Annotated in this window: 15 protein-coding genes and 1 tRNA gene; 15 read left to right on the top strand and 1 reads right to left on the bottom strand. The window is 63.5% G+C overall.

Annotated elements, in window-relative coordinates:
* Positions 1 to 15: 15 nt before the first annotated feature.
* Entirely contained in the window at positions 16 to 600 is a 585-nt protein-coding gene (locus ACWCOO_RS09345; protein ID WP_446830716.1) for a hypothetical protein, read from the bottom strand.
* A gap of 210 nt (positions 601 to 810) precedes the next feature.
* Here ACWCOO_RS09345 and ACWCOO_RS09340 point away from each other — a divergent pair, with 210 nt between their 5' ends.
* The 15 genes from ACWCOO_RS09340 to cysS all read left to right on the top strand — a co-directional run bounded on the left by ACWCOO_RS09340 (position 811) and on the right by cysS (position 17183).
* On the top strand, positions 811 to 1434 hold the full coding sequence (locus tag ACWCOO_RS09340; protein WP_446830715.1) for a hypothetical protein: 624 nt from the start codon (positions 811 to 813) through the stop codon (positions 1432 to 1434).
* An 85-nt stretch (positions 1435 to 1519) separates the two neighbouring features.
* A tRNA-Ile gene (locus ACWCOO_RS09335) sits at positions 1520 to 1595 on the top strand.
* 46 nt (positions 1596 to 1641) lie between these two features.
* A complete protein-coding gene (locus ACWCOO_RS09330) occupies positions 1642 to 3120 on the top strand; it encodes an FMN-binding glutamate synthase family protein (protein ID WP_446830714.1) in 1479 nt (492 codons plus the stop codon).
* A gap of 10 nt (positions 3121 to 3130) precedes the next feature.
* Positions 3131 to 3649, top strand: coding sequence for a hypothetical protein (locus ACWCOO_RS09325; protein WP_446830713.1), 519 nt, complete (start codon positions 3131 to 3133; stop codon positions 3647 to 3649).
* A gap of 152 nt (positions 3650 to 3801) precedes the next feature.
* Positions 3802 to 5049 carry an ABC transporter substrate-binding protein gene (locus tag ACWCOO_RS09320; RefSeq protein ID WP_446830712.1) on the top strand — a complete coding sequence of 416 codons (1248 nt, stop codon included), beginning with the start codon at positions 3802 to 3804 and terminating at the stop codon, positions 5047 to 5049.
* Positions 5046 to 5780, top strand: coding sequence for a hypothetical protein (locus ACWCOO_RS09315; RefSeq protein WP_446830711.1), 735 nt, complete (start codon positions 5046 to 5048; stop codon positions 5778 to 5780). Before ACWCOO_RS09320 ends, ACWCOO_RS09315 begins: the two co-directional genes overlap by 4 nt.
* A 28-nt stretch (positions 5781 to 5808) precedes the next feature.
* Positions 5809 to 7116 (top strand): L-lactate MFS transporter, encoded by a 1308-nt coding sequence (locus ACWCOO_RS09310; RefSeq protein ID WP_446830710.1) that lies wholly within the window; start codon positions 5809 to 5811, stop codon positions 7114 to 7116.
* Positions 7117 to 7210: 94 nt separating this feature from the next.
* On the top strand, positions 7211 to 9832 hold the full coding sequence (locus tag ACWCOO_RS09305) for a TonB-dependent receptor plug domain-containing protein (RefSeq protein WP_446830709.1): 2622 nt from the start codon (positions 7211 to 7213) through the stop codon (positions 9830 to 9832).
* Between the two features lie 2 nt (positions 9833 to 9834).
* Complete coding sequence (locus tag ACWCOO_RS09300) at positions 9835 to 10176, top strand: hypothetical protein (protein ID WP_446830708.1); 342 nt, start codon at positions 9835 to 9837, stop codon at positions 10174 to 10176.
* Positions 10177 to 10197: 21 nt separating this feature from the next.
* On the top strand, positions 10198 to 10512 hold the full coding sequence (locus ACWCOO_RS09295) for a 2Fe-2S iron-sulfur cluster-binding protein (protein WP_446830707.1): 315 nt from the start codon (positions 10198 to 10200) through the stop codon (positions 10510 to 10512).
* Positions 10513 to 10520: 8 nt separating this feature from the next.
* Positions 10521 to 11675 carry an acyl-CoA dehydrogenase family protein gene (locus ACWCOO_RS09290; RefSeq protein ID WP_446830706.1) on the top strand — a complete coding sequence of 385 codons (1155 nt, stop codon included), beginning with the start codon at positions 10521 to 10523 and terminating at the stop codon, positions 11673 to 11675.
* On the top strand, positions 11675 to 12472 hold the full coding sequence (locus ACWCOO_RS09285) for an acyl-CoA dehydrogenase family protein (RefSeq protein ID WP_446830705.1): 798 nt from the start codon (positions 11675 to 11677) through the stop codon (positions 12470 to 12472). Before ACWCOO_RS09290 ends, ACWCOO_RS09285 begins: the two co-directional genes overlap by 1 nt.
* 117 nt (positions 12473 to 12589) lie before the next feature.
* Positions 12590 to 15196, top strand: a complete 2607-nt coding sequence (gene leuS, locus ACWCOO_RS09280) for a leucine--tRNA ligase (RefSeq protein ID WP_446830704.1) — start codon at positions 12590 to 12592, stop codon at positions 15194 to 15196.
* Positions 15197 to 15270: 74 nt separating this feature from the next.
* Entirely contained in the window at positions 15271 to 15762 is a 492-nt protein-coding gene (locus tag ACWCOO_RS09275) for an LPS-assembly lipoprotein LptE (protein ID WP_446830703.1), read from the top strand.
* Positions 15756 to 17183, top strand: a complete 1428-nt coding sequence (gene cysS / locus ACWCOO_RS09270; protein ID WP_446832035.1) for a cysteine--tRNA ligase — start codon at positions 15756 to 15758, stop codon at positions 17181 to 17183. Before ACWCOO_RS09275 ends, cysS begins: the two co-directional genes overlap by 7 nt.
* Positions 17184 to 17193 lie beyond the last annotated feature (10 nt).

Genomic DNA, 17193 nt, shown 5'->3' with positions numbered 1-17193 from the left:
CGCTAGCCGCGCCATCTACCGCCCGCAATTCCGGAAACTGCTGCAATATCCGGGCGAGTCGCAGAATGGTCCACGACCGTAGTCCAGAGAGTAGGCGTCCTGAACGTATAGAGCCAGGCACGAGCCGCAGCAGGCCAGGATCAGCTCTTGCGTCTCGCCGATAGCACGCAGCAGCGCCGCAGCCACCTCCAGGCTGATCAGCCCGTCGGGTATCAGCGAGCGATACATTTCGTAGGCGTCGCAAAGTCGCTGACCGATCATCAGCAGACTCAGGCGCGGGGGCATGCGGCACATGGCGGAAGCGTCGCGCTCCAGCAATCTTGCGTGCAGGAACAGCGCGGCCAGAATCGTCGATTCGCGCTGTTGTTGCGGCGTGTTGAGGAAGCGGGCAACGCGGCTGGGCGGGCGCCCGCGCTTTCTCTGCGGCAGCTTGTGGCGACCGTGCTCAAGAACATAGCTCACGTATGCCTTGCGTATACGGTCGCTCGATAGCCCCGTGTACTGACCTATGGTGCTGGTGCGGGCCTGGAGACGGAGCATGCGAATCGCCAATTCGAATCGGTTGAGCTCTCCCGCATAACGGCTTTGTGTAATGCGCATGGCCGGCATGTAATACCCAATCGAGTTCGGGAATGCAAACGAAAAATAACCCGCTTTCGCTGCATTTTCGGACTTGATCGAAAGTGCCGGGGCTGTCTCAATACCCGTCCAGCCGTTCCGGCCGCATCGGAAGAGTCCAGCCCGGCGGACATTCCGCCCCTGTTGCTGGTCCGGATGCGGGAGAAAGCAACAGAATTTATGGAGGAGGTCATGGAGAATTCTGGCGGAGAAGGGAAGAGGCTTGAGGAGATTTATGAGATCAACAGGCGTTTTCTTGACTTGATATCGCTTCGGGCTAGGGTCGGCGAGCAAGCACAGTACGGCCTGGCCGGCGAACTGTGTCTCGGCATAGCAAGGCTCAAGCCTTCGCAGCGCGACGCCATGGCCATGGTTCCCCTGCTGTTGGTAACCGCCACGCGCGGCGCAGTTGAGGATGCTTCGGCCGTCCATGACGCCGAGCGGCGCGCCGCGCCAGTGGAAGAAAGCGTCGAGATGGCGGAGCAGAACTTTGCCGCATCGCTGCTCACTTGGCTGACCCAGGATCTGCAGCAGAATCACAGCTTGTCCTCGCTCTGGCTGGGCGTGGGCGGCGGTCGGCAAGAGCCTGTCCGGGATTTGAGTTTCGGAGACATACAGATTCTGGCGCGCTACGCGGACAGGATTCTGGGAGCGAGCTATGCCGACCGGCCGCAACTCTGGGAGGACCTGGTTGCCGCTGCTCTATCGAGCGACCCGCACCGGCAGGAGCACGCCCGCCTCGCCGCGTTGTCGCGTTCCTTTCCCATCCAGCTCGGCCCCGCGCCCCGCGCGCGGCGCAACTCGCGTCCGCGTTAGCCCGGACCAACCCGACCCGCAAACGGAGAGCGCGCCGGTTCGCGACCGGGGAGTCCCGCAATCGCGATATACTCCCTGTTGACTCGGGCCTGTAGCTCAGTGGTAAGAGCAGGTGGCTCATAACCACTTGGTCGCAGGTTCGAATCCTGCCGGGCCCACCAGGCCGCCCGCCGCAGCAAGCGGCGCAACGCCTGCAGTTGGAGCGCGATGGACTTTGCTGATCAAGCCATAGATCTCCTGACTCGCCTGTTTCTTCTCGCGGTCGGGACCACGCTGTTCGTTTTGGTCATTCTGCTGGTCGTCGACCTGGTGCAGACGGCCAACGCCGTGCGCCGCAACTACCCGGTTATCGGCCGATTCCGGCGGATATTCGAGATTCTGGGCGAGTTCATGCGTCAATACATGTTCGCCATGGACCGCGAGGAAATGCCCTTCAATCGGGCCCAGCGCAACTGGGTGGACCGGGCCTCGAGCGGGGGTTCGATGACCGTGGCCTTCGGTTCGACGCGCGAGACGCGCTGGCCGGGCACCTCGATTTTCGTCAATGCGCCCTTCAGTCTGCTCGAAGAAGAGTGCCGGGACACCTCCGAGGTGACGGTGGGGGAGGGGGGCCCGAACCCGTACACCACCAACCGGATATTTCACATTTCGGGGATGAGCTTCGGCGCCGTATCCAAGCCCGCGGTCATGGCGCTGTCCAAGGGCGCCGCGATGGCCGGATGCTGGGTAAACACCGGCGAAGGAGGGCTTGCGCCCTGGCATCTCGAGGCCGGCAACGACGTGGTATTTCAGTTCGGCACCGCCAAGAACGGCGTGCGCGCGCCCAATGGTGAACTGAGCGAGGAACGTTTGAAGGAAGTCGCCTCCAACCCGCAGGTAAAGATGATCGAGATCAAGCTGAGCCAAGGCGCCAAGCCGGGCAAGGGTGGGATTCTTCCGGGTGGCAAGGTGACCGAAGAGATCGCGCGGATACGCGGCATCCGGCCCGGGCAGGATGCCGTAAGCCCCAATCGCCACCGCGAAGTAAGCAACAACGGGGAGCTGCTCGACCTGATCAACAGGGTGCGCGACATTGGCGGCAAGCCCACCGGCTGCAAGGCGGTGATCGGCAGTCCACATTGGCTGGACGAGTTGTTCGAACTCGTCAATCGGCGCGGCGCGGACTGCGCCCCGGACTTCATTACCGTCGATTCCGGAGATGGCGGCACCGGCGCGGCGCCTATGCCGCTGATGGACAATGTCGGCATGTTGCTGCGGGAGAGCCTGATCATGCTGGTGGACGCACTGGACCGGCACGGATTGCGCGATCGGGTGCGGGTGGTGGCAAGCGGCAAGCTGATCACGCCTACGGAGGTGGCCTGGGCGCTCTGCGGCGGCGCCGACTTTGCCGTATCGGCGCGAGGTTTCATGTTCGCGCTGGGTTGCATACAGGCGATGCGCTGCAACAAGAACACCTGTCCCACCGGCATCACGACCCACAACCGCCGCCTGCAGCGCGGCCTCAATCCGCCGGCCAAGGCGGTGAGCGTAAGCCGCTACCAGCGTCGCATCGAGGAAGAGCTCAAGATCATTGCGCATTCCTGCGGCGTGGCCGAGCCGCGGCTGCTGCGCCGCGAGCATTGCCGCATCGTGCAACCCGACGGCCACAGTGTCCTGTTGTCGGACTTGTATCCTCGCCCCGCATAAGGAGGCAGTTATGACCCATAGAGTTTCTCCGTTCATCGTTTTCCTCCTGGGGGCCTTCGCATGCCTCGGAGGGCCGCTCTGGGCCCAGAAAGTGCCTGCCCATTCGCATGCGCAGTCGATATTCGGCGCCGACCCGAATCTCAGCGGTGGGGCCATGGCCCTGCGGCTGGGCGACTACGAGCAGGGCATCCGCCTGACGCTGGCCGGCCTTCGTTCGCCGAGCGCGAAGGCTCACAGCACAAAAACCCGCTCTGCGGCGCACAGCAACCTCTGCGCCGGCTACCTGATGGCGGCGCAGTTCCAGACTGCCCTGGAAAGCTGCAACGAAGCGCTGCGTCTGAAGAGCAACAACTGGCAGGCGCATTCGAACCGCGCCGTGCTGTTCATAATGACCGGACAGCTCAAGCGGGCCGCCGAGGATATCGAGCGCGGCAAGCGGATCAAGCCGGACTCCCGGCGCCTGATGGAAGTCGAGGAGCTTTTGGCGGCGCGCGTCGAGGCCCGCGCTAAGCAGGAAAATTCAGGGTGATTTGGCGTTTGGCCGGGGCGCTCGCGAAGTCACGCCAGCCACGCAATCATTCGCCTGAAACTTCGGAAACCGGCGCAATATCCAGACTAAGCAGAAGGCGCCTGATCCAATCGGGTTTGGCCGCGCTGCTGACAGCCCCAAGGGCCGGCCCCTTGCGGTCCGAAAGCGCCAATTCGTTCAAGGCGGCTGCTGCCGTGGTGCCCGGCTCCGGGTCCAACCACCGCGGGGTGACGGGTAGCGACATCGTTCTTGGCGTTTCCGCAGCTTTTTCGGGGCCCTCGCGGGGTCTGGGCACCGAGCTTTATCGCGGCGCCGGCGCCTATTTCGCGCACGTGAACGACAACGGAGGGATTAACGGGAGCAGGGTCGCGCTGCGCATGTATGACGATGGCTATCAGCCGGACCCTTGCGTCGAAAACACCATGCGGCTGATGCTGGAGGACCGGGTGTTTCTGCTGTTCGGCTACGTTGGCACGCCCACCGTAACGCGCGTCCTGCCCATTCTGAAAAAGTTCCAGGACGAGTACATCTACATGTTCTTTCCGTTCACCGGCGCCCAGCCGCAGAGGCAGGCGCCCTACGCGGAGTTTGCATTCAATCTTCGCGCCTCCTACGCGCAGGAAACCGGCGGCCTGGTAGACAACTTCATGCGCATCGGCCGCCGACGCATCGGGGTGTTCTACCAGATGGACGCCTACGGCCGCAGCGGCTGGGCGGGGGTCAGGGCCGCCTTGCGCAGACACGGCGAGCGCATAACCGGCGAAGTTACCTACAGCCGCGGCGCCAAGTTCACCGGCAGCATGCGCCAGCAGGTCGAGATTCTCCAGAAGGCCGACCCCGAGGCGGTGATCTGCATCGGTTCCTATGCCGCTTGCGCCGCCTTCGCGCGCGATGCGGTGGACCTGGGCCTTGAGGTGCCGATCGCCAACCTTTCCTTCGTCGGCAGCGAGAACCTCCTCAAGCTGCTCGCCGAAGGCCGCGACGACAGCGAACGCTACACGCGGCTGCTGGTGAACTCGCAGGTCGTTCCCAGCTATGAAGACTTGTCGATACCGGCCGTGAGGGAATACCACGAGCTGATGGCGCGCTACGACCCGCAGCTTCCGGAAGAGCTGGTCAAGGAGGAATATGCGGCCTTGCCGCAGAGTTTTGGCAGTCTGGAAGGGTTTCTCAATGCCAGGATGCTGGCCGAGATTCTGCGGCGGCTGGGCGGCGAGGTGACGCGCGCCCGGCTGGAAGAGGCGGTCTTTTCGGTAAAGGATTTCGACCTCGGCGTGGGCGAACGGGTCTCTTTCGGTCCGGACCGCCGACAGGGTCTGCAGAGCGTCTATTACACCGTGGTGCAGGGGGGGCGATTCGTGCCTCTGGAGGATTGGCAAGCCAGGTTTGCAATGACATGAAGATACAAAAGCTGTTTCAGCGGACCCGCTTCGGGATATTCGTCGTGTTTGGCGCCATCGTGCTGTCCACGTCCGCACTGTGCGTGATTACGGTGGCTACCGAGCTATCGGCGGAATACGAGACCAACACGCAGAATATCGCCAAGACGGTGGCGGACTCCAGCGTGGACATTCTGCTCAACCGCGACATGGCCACGCTGCAGTCGCTGGTGGATCAGTTCATCGAGATTCAGGGCATCCGCTACATTTACATCACCAGCGAGACCGGAGATTACCTGGCGCATACCTTCGTCCCGGGCATTCCGGACGAAATCCTGGCCTCGGATCACCGCAGCACGGAACCCGTGGAACGCAATTTGTCGGGCTTGGGCACATTTGTCGAAGTGGGCAGCCCGATTCTGGCCGGCGTGGCCGGGCATGTTCACGTGGGAATGGATCGTGACGTGGTCGAACTCAAGATCCAGCGCGCTATCGGCCAGCAAATGTACTTGGTGGCGGTGATCCTGGTGATCGGCGTGCTGGCCTCCATCTGGCTGGTCAACCTGGCCGCTAACCCATTGGGGGAATTGCTCAGTTATGCGGTGGACCTGGCGCGCGGTGAAGACCCGGATGCGCTGTCCGGGCGAGCCATTTTGTCGCGCGACGACGAAGCCGGGCACCTTGCACGCCTGTTTCTCTTCGTAGCGCGCAACGGGCAGGGCGCCAACGCCACACCGCAGCCTGCCGACTAGCCGGAGGCCCAGCCGCTCAGGGAAACGCATGCACATGCCGCGCATCCTCGTTGCTTTTTTCTGCACCATGCTGCAGGTGTGCCTGGGCACGGTCTATGCATGGAGTTTCTTTCAAACGATCCTCGTGCGCACGTCCGGCTGGACGTTTACGCAAACCGCCTGGGCGTTCAGCATCACCATCTTCTCGCTGGGGGTGGCGGCGGCCTGGGCCGGCCAGGCACTGCCCAGACTGGGCCCCAGGCGGCTGGCCCTCACCGGCAGCCTGCTTTTCTGCGGCGGTTACATCATTGCCTCAGGAGCGTTGTGGCTCGATTCCATCCCGTTGTTCTACATCGGCTACGGCGTGATCGGCGGCGCCGGAATCGGCCTCGGCTATGTAACGCCGGTCGCAACTGTGGCCAAGTGGTTTCCCGACCGCAAGGGACTGATGACCGGTATCGTGGTGATGGGCTTCGGCGTGGGCGCGCTGCTGCTGAGCAAGGGCCTGGCGCCGCTGCTGGTTATGCGCGCCGGACAGCAACTGGAACAGGTGTTTCTGTGGCTGGGGATCATATTCGCGTGCATTCTGATTCCGTGCAGCTTGTTCATCAGCGACCCACCGGCGCCGCGGCCCGCCGCCTTGCCGGAGAAGTCCGCGTCGCGGCCTGCCCCTCCAAAGCGAGTTTCGATCGGTCCTTACCTGGCTACCAGTTCGTTCATCATTCTGTGGATCGTTTTTTTCTGCAATATCGCTGCCGGCATCTCGGTCATCAGTTTCCAGTCGGAACTGCTGCAGGAGGTGTGGGGTCTGTCCGAGCCGGACCTCGAGCCAGCGGTTCTGGCGGAATATGGCGCCACGCTGATCGCAGTCAGCTCGCTGTGCAATGGGGCGGGCCGATTGTTCTGGGGGCTGTTGTCCGACCGGATCGGCCGGGTAGCGGTGTTCCGGATCCTGCTCGCCAGTCAGATGGTCGTGTTCGGGATTCTGATGACCGAGACCAATCCCTGGGTGTTTTCCGCGCTGGTGTGCTATGTGCTGCTCTGCTTTGGGGGCGGATTCGCCACCATGCCTTCTTTCGTGCTCGACGTTTTCGGAGGCAGGCGCATGTCGGCCGTCTATGGCGCTATTCTCACCGCCTGGGCGGCTGCCGGGATCGCGGGGCCGGTCTATGTGGGCTACCTCAAGGACAGCTACCCCGACCGGGCGGTGCTCTACTGTTTTCTGGTCGGCGTGGTCATGCTCGGCTGCGGATATGTGTTTTCCTACCTGCTGAACGACTCGCGGCTGCGCCTTGGCCGGCCGACCCTGGAAAGCACCTTGCGCGAATACGGGATTGCCGTTCCCGACTCCCGCTAAGCTGGAAATTGCTCCAGTTCGGGAGCGTCCTGAACTTGCGCAGTATTCGGGCCGGCCGGTATAATTCCGCTCGCAACTAATGGAGGGTCATGCGGTGAAATTCTCGTCGAAAAAGATACTTCTCGGTGCGGCAGTGCTGGTCCTGTGCGCACCTTGGTCCGAAGCTCAGGAAGACGCTGAACAGCAGCAGGCTGGCGCTGAGCCGGTGCTGGAAGAAATCGTGGTGGTGGGTACGCGGCGCGTAGGTGCTCAGATCGGCGATGTTGCGGTGCCGGTCGACGTTGTTTCGGGCGAGTCACTGGTGAACCAGGGCGCCTCCGACCTTGACGACCTGCTGCGCGCTACCACGCTGTCCTACAACGTGCAGCGGCATGGAATCGACGACGAAGCCACCCTGGTGCGGCCTGCCACGCTGCGCGGGCTGCCGCCCGACTCCGCGTTGCTGTTGGTCAATGAAAAACGCCGGCACCGCTCCGGCGTGATCGCCTTTCTCGGTAGCTCCCTGAATTCCGGCTCGCAGGGACCGGACATGTTCGTGATTCCGGCGATCGCAATCGACCGTATCGAGATTCTGCGCGATGGCGCGTCCGCGCAATACGGCTCCGACGCGATTGCCGGCGTGATCAATGTCGAGCTCAAGAACAGCGCCGAGGGCGGCATGCTGGAGGCCCGTTACGGAGAATACTTCGAGGGTGACGGGGGCCTTACGCAAGTGGCCGGGAACCTCGGTTTGCCGCTGGGCGCCGACGGATTTCTGAATCTGAGCGCCGAATACAAGACCTTCGACCCCACCGTCCGAGCGGCGCAGCGGGCCAATGCCCAGGAGCTCGCCGCCCAGGGCTACCCAGTGGCCGATCCCGCCCAGATCTGGGGTAACCCGGTCATCGACGACGCCATAACCACGTTCTACAACATGGCGGCGGCGCTGGAATCCGGGATCGAAGTGTATTCCTTCGGCAACTATTCCTCGCGCGAGTCTGAGGGCGGTTTCTTCTTCCGCGCTCCCGGAGGCTCGGGGGCCCGCAACGGCGTATTCCGCACCGGGTCAAGCCGCCTGGTGGCGGACCTCAATCCGCTGGACGCGATCGATTGTGCAGCAGCAGTGCCCGGTCTTGAGGCGGACTTCAATACTATCAACGCCTTTGTGCAGGCTAACCGAGGCGCCTGCTTCCTGTTCAACGAACTGTTTCCCGGCGGATTCACCCCCCGCTTCGGAGCGGATATAACCGACTTCAGCGTTACCGCGGGTCTGCGCGGGGAGTTGGGCAACGGTCTGCTTTGGGATTTCAGCGTGGCCAGCGCCGAGAGCGATGTGGCCTTCTTCATGCGCAACACGATCAATGCATCGCTGGGGCCGGACACTCCCACCACCTTCCAGCCGCGCACCTACACGCAGAGCGAAACCAATGTGAACCTTGATGCCGTATACCCCATGGACGTGAGCGGGCTCTACTCGCCGCTCAACGTGGCAGCGGGGCTGGAGTGGCGCAACGAGGAATTCGAAACCGGCGCCGGCGACCCGGATTCCTACCGCGTCGGACCCTATGCCGATGGGCGCATCAGCAGTTCCTTCAGCATCGGTTCGAATGGCTTCCAGGGATTGAATCCCAGGAACGCGGGCAAGTGGGATCGGCCCAACTACGCAGCCTACGTGGACCTCGAGGCGGACCTCACCGCCGATTTCCTGATGGGCGTGGCGGTGCGCTACGAAGATTTCTACGATGATTTCGGCACTACCGTAAACGGCAAGGTGTCGGCGCGCTGGCGCGCTTCCGATGCCCTGGTGTTGCGCGGCACCGCGAGCACCGGTTTCCGCGCGCCATCGCCCGGGCAGTCCAACGTATCGGTGCTTTCCACCACCTTCAGCGGCACCGGCGGCCTGCAGGAAGTGGGCAAGGTACCGCCCACCAATCCGGTAGCGCAGGCACTAGGCGGCAAGGCGCTACAGGAAGAGACTTCGGTCGGTTTTTCGCTGGGCCTGACTTACGATTTTTCCAGCGCGGCGAGCTTCAGGATTGATGTGTTCCGCATCCAGATCGACGATCGAATTTCTCCGACTGGCGACATCCGGATCACCGATCAGATCGCCGGCCTGCTTGAGGCCAGCGGCGTGGCTTCGGCTGGCGAAGTGACCACCATCAACTTCTTCACCAACGATTTCGATACCATCACCACGGGCCTGGACGCCGCCCTCAGTTACGCGTTTGAAGCATTCGGGGGCAGCAGCGAGTTGTCTCTGGCCTGGAACTGGACCAGCACCGAGGTGGACTCCTTCTCGCCGCCGTTCCGGGTTACCGAGGTGCTCGGGACACCGCTGGACGAAGTCCAGACCGTAAACCTGCTGTCCGACCGGCGCCGCACCGAGCTGGAGGACATGAATCCTGAGCATCGCTTTGCCGCCACGTGGGACCATGCCTGGGGTTCCTGGCGCCTGCTTGCGCGCGGTAGCTATTTCGACGGTTGGGAGGCGTGCCGCTTCCAGTCCGCCTCCTGTGGAAATCTGGACACCTGGGGCGGGGACCTGCTGTTTGACGCCGAGTTGAGTTACGACTTCGCCGGCGGCTACACGGCCACATTGGGGGCGCAAAACCTGTTCGACGTGACCCCCGACGCCGTGATCGAAGAGTCGCTGGGGCAGGGCAATGCTCAGCCGACCAGTTCGCCCTACGACTACAACGGCGGCTTCACCTACTTCCGCGTCAGCTACCGGTTTTAGCAATGAGTCATGATCAGGCGTTGCCGGACGAATTTTTCGCCGGCGAGGACGATTACCCTGAAGGTTTCCAGGAGGCGATCGACGCCGTCATTCGCGGCGGCAACAAGCTCCTGGAATCGAACGAGGAACCGGATGCCTGGGACGTGGCGTCGGGCCTTCTGGCTGGAGCCGTGCATTTCTGGCTTTTTTCCCGCCAGCCCTGCTCCGATCCGCTTTGCGACTCCTGCGCCTCGCTGGCAACGGCGGACCTGCGCCTTGCCCGTCTCCTGGAGGAAGTCACGCGCCATTGCGAGGAGAGCGAGTATTTTCATACGCCGCTGGACCGCAACGCCGGTTCGGCCTGAACTGGCCATGTTAACGGTGCCATGGCGCGGATTCGTGTAATCGATCGGGACGGCAAACGCGTCGATGTGGAGGGCAGCGTCGGCGTTAGCATCATGGAGACCCTGCGCGAACTGGACAACGGCGTGCAGGCGCTATGCGGCGGCATGTGCTCATGCGCCACCTGCCACAGCTATATTGACTCGGCCTGGAAGGATCGCCTGCCGCCGCGCTCGTCCGAGGAAGACGAGCTATTGAGTGAGCTTGAATTCGTCCGGGAAAATTCACGTCTGACCTGCCAGATTCAGTTCACCGAAGAACTGGACGGGTTGACGCTCACGATCGCTCCGGAAGAGTAAACGCCAGCTTGCGAAAGCTCAGCTTTCCAGCGCCGGAATTGCCTCCGGGCGCGGAGGTACTGCGCGAACAAGTGCGCACCTTCTTGAGCTCCGCGTTGCGCGAGACGCCGGCAACAGAGCGCGCTCTTTCCTGGGATGCCTGCAACCCGGAATTCAGCCGCCGTATGGGAGCTGCCGGGTTTATCGGGCTGAGCTTCCCTGCCGAGTATGGCGGCGGCGGTCGTTCGCAGTTGGAGCGTTTCGTGGTGTTGGAGGAGTGCTTGGCCGCAGGCGCTCCCACCGGGTTTCACTGGTTCGCCGACCGCCAAAGCGGGCCGCTGATCCTGCGCTACGGCAGCGAAGAGCTCAAGCAAGCCATACTGCCGCGTATCTGCCGAGGAGAGCTGTGCTTCTGCATCGGCATGAGCGAACCGGACTCGGGTTCGGATCTTGCCTCACTGCGCACTCGGGCTCGGCGTGCGCAATCCGGCTGGGTCGTGAACGGCACCAAGATCTGGACCACCAACGCGCACCGAGCGGACTACATGATCGCGCTCTTCCGCACCGGTGATGGCACAAGCCGCCAGGAGGGACTGTCGCAATTCCTCGTCGATCTGCGGAACACTGGGGGCATACGCATCAATCCCATACGCGATCTGGCCGGCCGCGAGCACTTCAACGAAGTGCATTTCGAGGATGCATTGCTGCCCTTCGATGCGCTTATTGGCGAGGAGAACAAGGGCTGGTCGCAGGTGATGGAGGAGCTGGCACTGGAGCGCGCAGGGCCCGAGCGCTACCTGTCTTGCCAAACGCTGTTCAACGAGCTGCTGCGGGTCCTCAAGCAACGCGGCGGTGGCGACACGGCGGCGGCAGCGATGGGTGGCGCGGTCGCGCAAATCGGCGCTCTGCGCGCCATGTCGCTGTCGGTGGCCGCAATGCTTGAGGCCGGGGAGTCGCCCAACCTTGAGGCGGCCATGGTCAAGGACATGGGCACCCGATTTGAACAGTCGCTTCCTTCTCTTGCCCAGGAGCTCGTTGATCTGGCCCCCTCCGCAGCGGATGACGCCTTGCCTTATCAGCAGGTCCTGCACTTGCTGACTCTACTGGCGCCCTCTTTTTCACTGCGTGGCGGCAGCGGCGAAATTCTGCGCGGCATCATCGCGCGCGGGTTGGGACTGCGCTGATGAATGCCGACGCCATGCTGCTCGATACGGTCGAGCGACTGTTCTCCGAATTGCTGACGCCGGAATTCCTGGCTGACGCCGAACGCTCGCAGGCGAGCGAAGGCGAATTTCTGACGCTGGCGCAGGAAATCGGTCTCGATGCCGTGCTGGTGCCGGCCGAGCACGGAGGCTACGGCGGTACTTGGCCGGATGCATTTGTGATTGCTGAGGCATGCGGACGCTACGCAGCGCCGGGCTGTTTGCCGGAGATCATGGTATGGCGTGGTCTGGGTGAGAACCCGGAGCAGGCAGAACAGCGCACCGAAGCACTGCCCCTGCCGGTGGGCGCGCTGTTGCGCTCGGCGCAGATGGCGGGCGCGGCCCAAGCGCTGCTCGAGCGGGCGGTCGAGTATTGTGGAGATCGCAAGCAGTTCGGCCGTCCGGTAGGCAAGTTTCAGGCGGTGCAGCAGCAACTGGCCGAGTTGGCAGGTTACGTAGCGCTCATGCAGGCTGCGTCGCAGCGCGCATTCGCGGCCGTGCAACGCTATGGAGCGCCCCACAGCGAAGACGATCCGGCCTGGCTGCCCGTGGCCATCGCCAAGTGCCGTTGTTCGGAACTCGCGCACCCGGTCACGCTTATTGCCCACGGGGTGCATGGCGCTATCGGTTTTACCGAGGAATTCGGATTGCACCATTTCAGCAGGCCCCTCTGGCGCTGGCGCGCTGAATTCGGCCGCCATGCGGACTGGGCGCTGGCGATTGGCCGGCGCGCCATAGCCGAGGGTCCCGAGGCTACGTGGGCAGCTCTGGCGGGTTAGCCTCGATATTGCAGCACTTGCCAGCTCGCATCACTCCTCGGGAAAGTACGCGCAGCGGGCCCTAGAGAGGCGGGGAAGCGCGTTTTTCCAGGCGGCCCGCCCGTACAATTTGCACTTATGAGTTCGTATCCGTTCGCCGCAATCGAGGCAAAGTGGCAGGCGCGCTGGGAGCGCGAGGGAGTGTTCGAAACGCCCTCCTCGCCCGACTATTCTCGCCCCAAGGCGTACATCCTCGACATGTTTCCCTATCCCAGCGGAACCGGCTTGCACGTCGGGCATCCGGAAGGCTATACGGCAACCGATATCGTGGCCCGCTTCAAGCGCATGCAGGGTTACAACGTGCTGCATCCCATGGGTTGGGATGCGTTCGGTCTGCCCGCCGAGCAATACGCGGTGCGCACCAATACCCACCCCAGGGTCACCACGCGGCGCAACATCGATCGGTTTCGCCGGCAGTTGAAAGCGCTGGGCTTTTCCTACGACTGGTCGCGGGAAATCAGCACCGCCGATCCCAGCTACTACCGCTGGACGCAGTGGATATTCCTCAAGCTGCATGAGCGCGGCCTGGCCTACCAGTCCGAGCAGCCGGTTTGGTGGTGCCCGGAACTGGGGACTACGCTGGCCAACGAGGAAGTCGTGGAGGGGCGTTCGGAAGTGGGCGGCTTTCCTTGTGAACGGCGCCCGCTGCGCCAGTGGATGCTGAAAATCACTGACTACGCCGAACGTTTGCTGGCCGGACTCGACGGTTTGGACTGGCCGGAATCGACGCTGGAAATGCAGCGTAACTGGATAGGCCGCTCGGTGGGCGCCGAGATTGATTTCGCGCTGGCCGGCAGGGACGAAACCATAAGCGTGTTCAGCACCCGGCCCGATACCCTGTTCGGAGCTACGTTTCTGGCCCTGTCGCCGGAGCATCCCCTGACGGAGAAGATCGCCAGTTCCGGATGCCGTGCCGAGGTCCGACGCTATTGCCGGCAGGCGGCGCGCAAGAGCCAGCGCAGCCGGGCGGCCGATGCGCATGACCGCAGCGGTGTCGATACGGGCGCGCGCGCCGTGCATCCGGCCACGGGCAGGCAGATTCCGGTATGGGTGGCCGACTACGTGCTGATGGGCTACGGCACCGGCGCCATCATGGGGGTGCCGGGCGAGGATCAGCGCGACTGGGAATTCGCGGCCGCCCACGCGCTTCCCGTTGTGCGAACCGTGCAGCCGCCGGAAGGACACGAAGACGGGGCTTGGGCCGGGGAAGGAACGGCTATCAACAGTGGATTCCTGAACGGAATGCAGATGGAAGAAGCCAAACAAGCCGCCATCGATTGGCTTGTGCGCAAGGGCCGCGGCCGCCAGCGCACCGCTTACCGCTTGCGCGACTGGTTGTTCAGTCGGCAGCGCTATTGGGGCGAACCCTTTCCGGTGGTATTCGTCGATGGCGTCGCGCGGCCGCTGCCGGAAGCGGAACTACCGCTCACCTTGCCCGAACTTGAAGATTTTCGCCCCAGCGGTTCGCCCGAAGGACCGCTGGCCAAGGCGGGTGAGTGGCTGACCGCCACCGACCCGGACAGTGGCCAGCCCGCCCGGCGCGAGACCAACACCATGCCGCAGTGGGCCGGCTCCTGCTGGTACTACCTGCGATTTATCGATCCGCACAACCCCAGTCGGCTTGTGGACCCCGAACTGGAGCGCTACTGGATGCCGGTGGATCTCTATATCGGCGGCGCCGAGCATGCTGTGCTGCATCTGCTTTACGCGCGGTTTTGGCACAAGGTCCTGTTTGACGCCGGCCTCGTATCCGCCGATGAACCGTTCCGCAAGGTCGTGCACCAGGGCGTGATTCTGGGGGAGCGCGAATTCACCGCCTATCGGGACCCCTCAGGCGCCTTCATTTCGGCGCAGCGCGCCCGCCGGGTGCCTGCTTCCCAGCCGGCTGCCTATGCGGATCAGGAAAGCGGGGCGGAACTCACGCCGGTAGCCTTGGACGAGGATCAGGCGCGCAAGAGTGGCGAATACTTCGTACTGGCTTCCGACTCCTCGATCGTATTGGAGTCGCGTGCCCACAAGATGTCCAAGTCGCGCGGCAACGTAGTGAATCCGGACGACGTGATCAAGCATTACGGGGCCGATGCATTCCGGCTCTACGAAATGTTCATGGGGCCCCTGGAGAAGTCCAAGCCCTGGAGCACTCGCGGCGTGGAGGGGCCGTTCCGGTTTCTGGGCCGCTTGTGGAGTCTGATCGACGGGGGCGTGACCGATGAAAAGGCCGAACCGGAGCAGTTGCGCCTGCTCCATCGCACAATCGCCAAGGTGACGGCCGACATCCAGGAGCTGAAGATGAACACGGCCATTGCCGCGCTGATGGAGTTCGTGAACGCCGCGGCTCGTTGGCAAAGCCTGCCGCACGAAATCGCGCAGCCGCTTACGCTGTTGGTCAGTCCGTTCGCCCCGCACTTGGCCGAGGAGTTGTGGGAGCAGTTGGGCCACCGCGAGTCGCTCGCGCATGCCGCCTGGCCCAAGGCGGCCGAAAAGTGGCTGGAGGAGGATACGGTAGAGATCGCAGTGCAGGTTAACGGCAAGCTTCGCGCCAGCATTCGAGTGGCTGCCGATGCCGAGCGCGGTTCGGTTCTGGCGGCGGCGCGCCAGGATGGGCGGGTAGCCGCGCATCTGTCCGCAGGCCCGGTGCGGCGGGAGGTTTACGTGCCGGGTCGCATCGTGAATTTTGTGCTCTGATGTCCTTGCTGTCGACGCCGTCTCTCAGACAGGATGCACGGCCCTTCCGGACGCCGACGCGGACCAAGGGCGCAGTGGGCGCGCTACTCGCGCTTGCGCTGTCTGCTTGCGGCTTTCAGTTTCAGGGACCACTCGACTTTCCTGCGCTGAGCGGCGGGGTATGGCTGCAAAGCGCGCACGGCGCCACGCCGCTGTGGCGCGCGCTGCAGGAGCAATTGCGGCTGGGCCAGGTTGAGGTGCGCTCCGAACCCGGCGCAGGTGTGATCATCCTGCGCTTGCTGGAGGACCAAAGCGAGGAGAGGTTGGTGGCGATCTCGGCCAACAACCTGCCGACGGTTACCGAGATCAGTTATCGCGTCCGGTACTCGCTGCGCCTGGGAAGCCAGCGGCTCATCGAGGACCGCGAGCGCGAGGCCAGCCACACGCGCGTGCAGGACGAATTCCGGGTGCTCGGAATGGAAAGGGAAATCGAGGTTTTGCGCGATGCGCTGGCCGAGGATCTGGCCTGGCAGATCGTTCGCGACCTGGCCATGCTCCCCGCACCTGACACGGCAGAACAATCCTGATTCGTCTCTACAACACCTTGGGGCGCGAGCTGCAGCCCTTTGTTCCCGCCGACCCGGCGCGGGTTACGCTGTATGTTTGCGGACCCACGGTCTATGGTCCGGCCCATATCGGCAATGCGCGGCCGGCCGTGGTGTTCGACGTCCTGGCCCGCCTGCTGCGGCGGCGCTATGCGCTGATCTATGCCAGCAACATCACCGATGTGGACGACAAAATCAACCAGGCCGCGGCCGAGGAAGGTGTGGAAATCGCCGCGATTGCACGCCGCTGGGCAGACACGTGGCGGGAGAATATCGCCGCGCTCGGGGTGTTGCCGCCGGATCTGCAGCCGCTGGCCACGGCGCACATCCCGCAGATGGTTGCCCTGGTAAGCCGCCTGCTGAAGTCGGGGCATGCTTACCGAGCCGAAGGGCATGTCCTGTTTCGGGTCGGCGCTTATTCCGAATACGGGCAATTGTCCGGTCGCTCCCGCGAAGATCAGATTGCAGGGGCGCGAGTGGAAGTGGCCCCATACAAGGAGGATCCGGCAGATTTCGTTCTCTGGAAGCCGTCGCCTCCGGAGCTGCCCGGCTGGGACAGTCCATGGGGAAGAGGTCGTCCCGGATGGCACCTGGAGTGCTCGGCGATGGCGCGCGAACACTTGGGCGAGACCCTGGACATTCACGGTGGCGGCCAGGACCTGATCTTTCCTCACCATGAGAACGAAATCGCGCAGAGCTGCTGCGCTCATGGCGCTCCTCTGGCTCGTTACTGGGTGCATAACGGAATGATTCGGATGGGCCGGTCGAAAATGGCCAAATCGGCGGGGAACTTCGTGACCATACGCGACCTGCTGCGGGAACATCGTGGCGAGGTACTGCGGCTTGCTCTGCTCAGCGCGCGCTATCGCGATCCGCTGGAATGGAGCAGCGAGTTGCTCGCGGCCAGTCGGCGGCGTCTTGACCGCATGTACCGGGTTCTACTGGATTGCGCGCAAAATGGTGTGCGGATAGATGTCCACGCGGATCCCTCGCAGGCGCTGCTTCGCACGCTGGAGGACGACCTCAACACCCCCGCCGCGCTTGGCATACTGGCCGCCGAGGCCCGTGACATCAGGTCGGGCAAGGCTGATCCTGCCTCAACGGCAGCGTCGTTGCGTGCCGGTGCCGGACTGCTGGGACTGTTGCAGTCGGAGCCCGAAGATTGGTTTACCGTTCCGGTTCAGGGCGAATCGGCGGAGCCCGGCGCTGCGTCTGAGGAAACCAGCGCCAGCCGCCAGCCATCGCCTTTGTCGGCGGCCGAAATCGAGGCCCGCATTGAGCAGCGCGCCGCGGCCCGTGAGCAGGGCGACTATGCCGCAGCGGATCAGATTCGCGACCAGCTCGGTGCTCTGGGCGTGGTGCTGGAGGATGCGCATGGCAAGACCACCTGGCGCCGGGCCTGAGGTGCGGCGC

Source organism: Candidatus Foliamicus sp. (assembly GCF_965221325.1).
Taxonomy (GTDB): Bacteria; Pseudomonadota; Gammaproteobacteria; order Steroidobacterales; family Foliamicaceae; genus Foliamicus.
The sequence above is the reverse complement of the archived record's forward strand: the minus strand, read 5'-3'. Positions and strand labels throughout refer to the sequence as shown.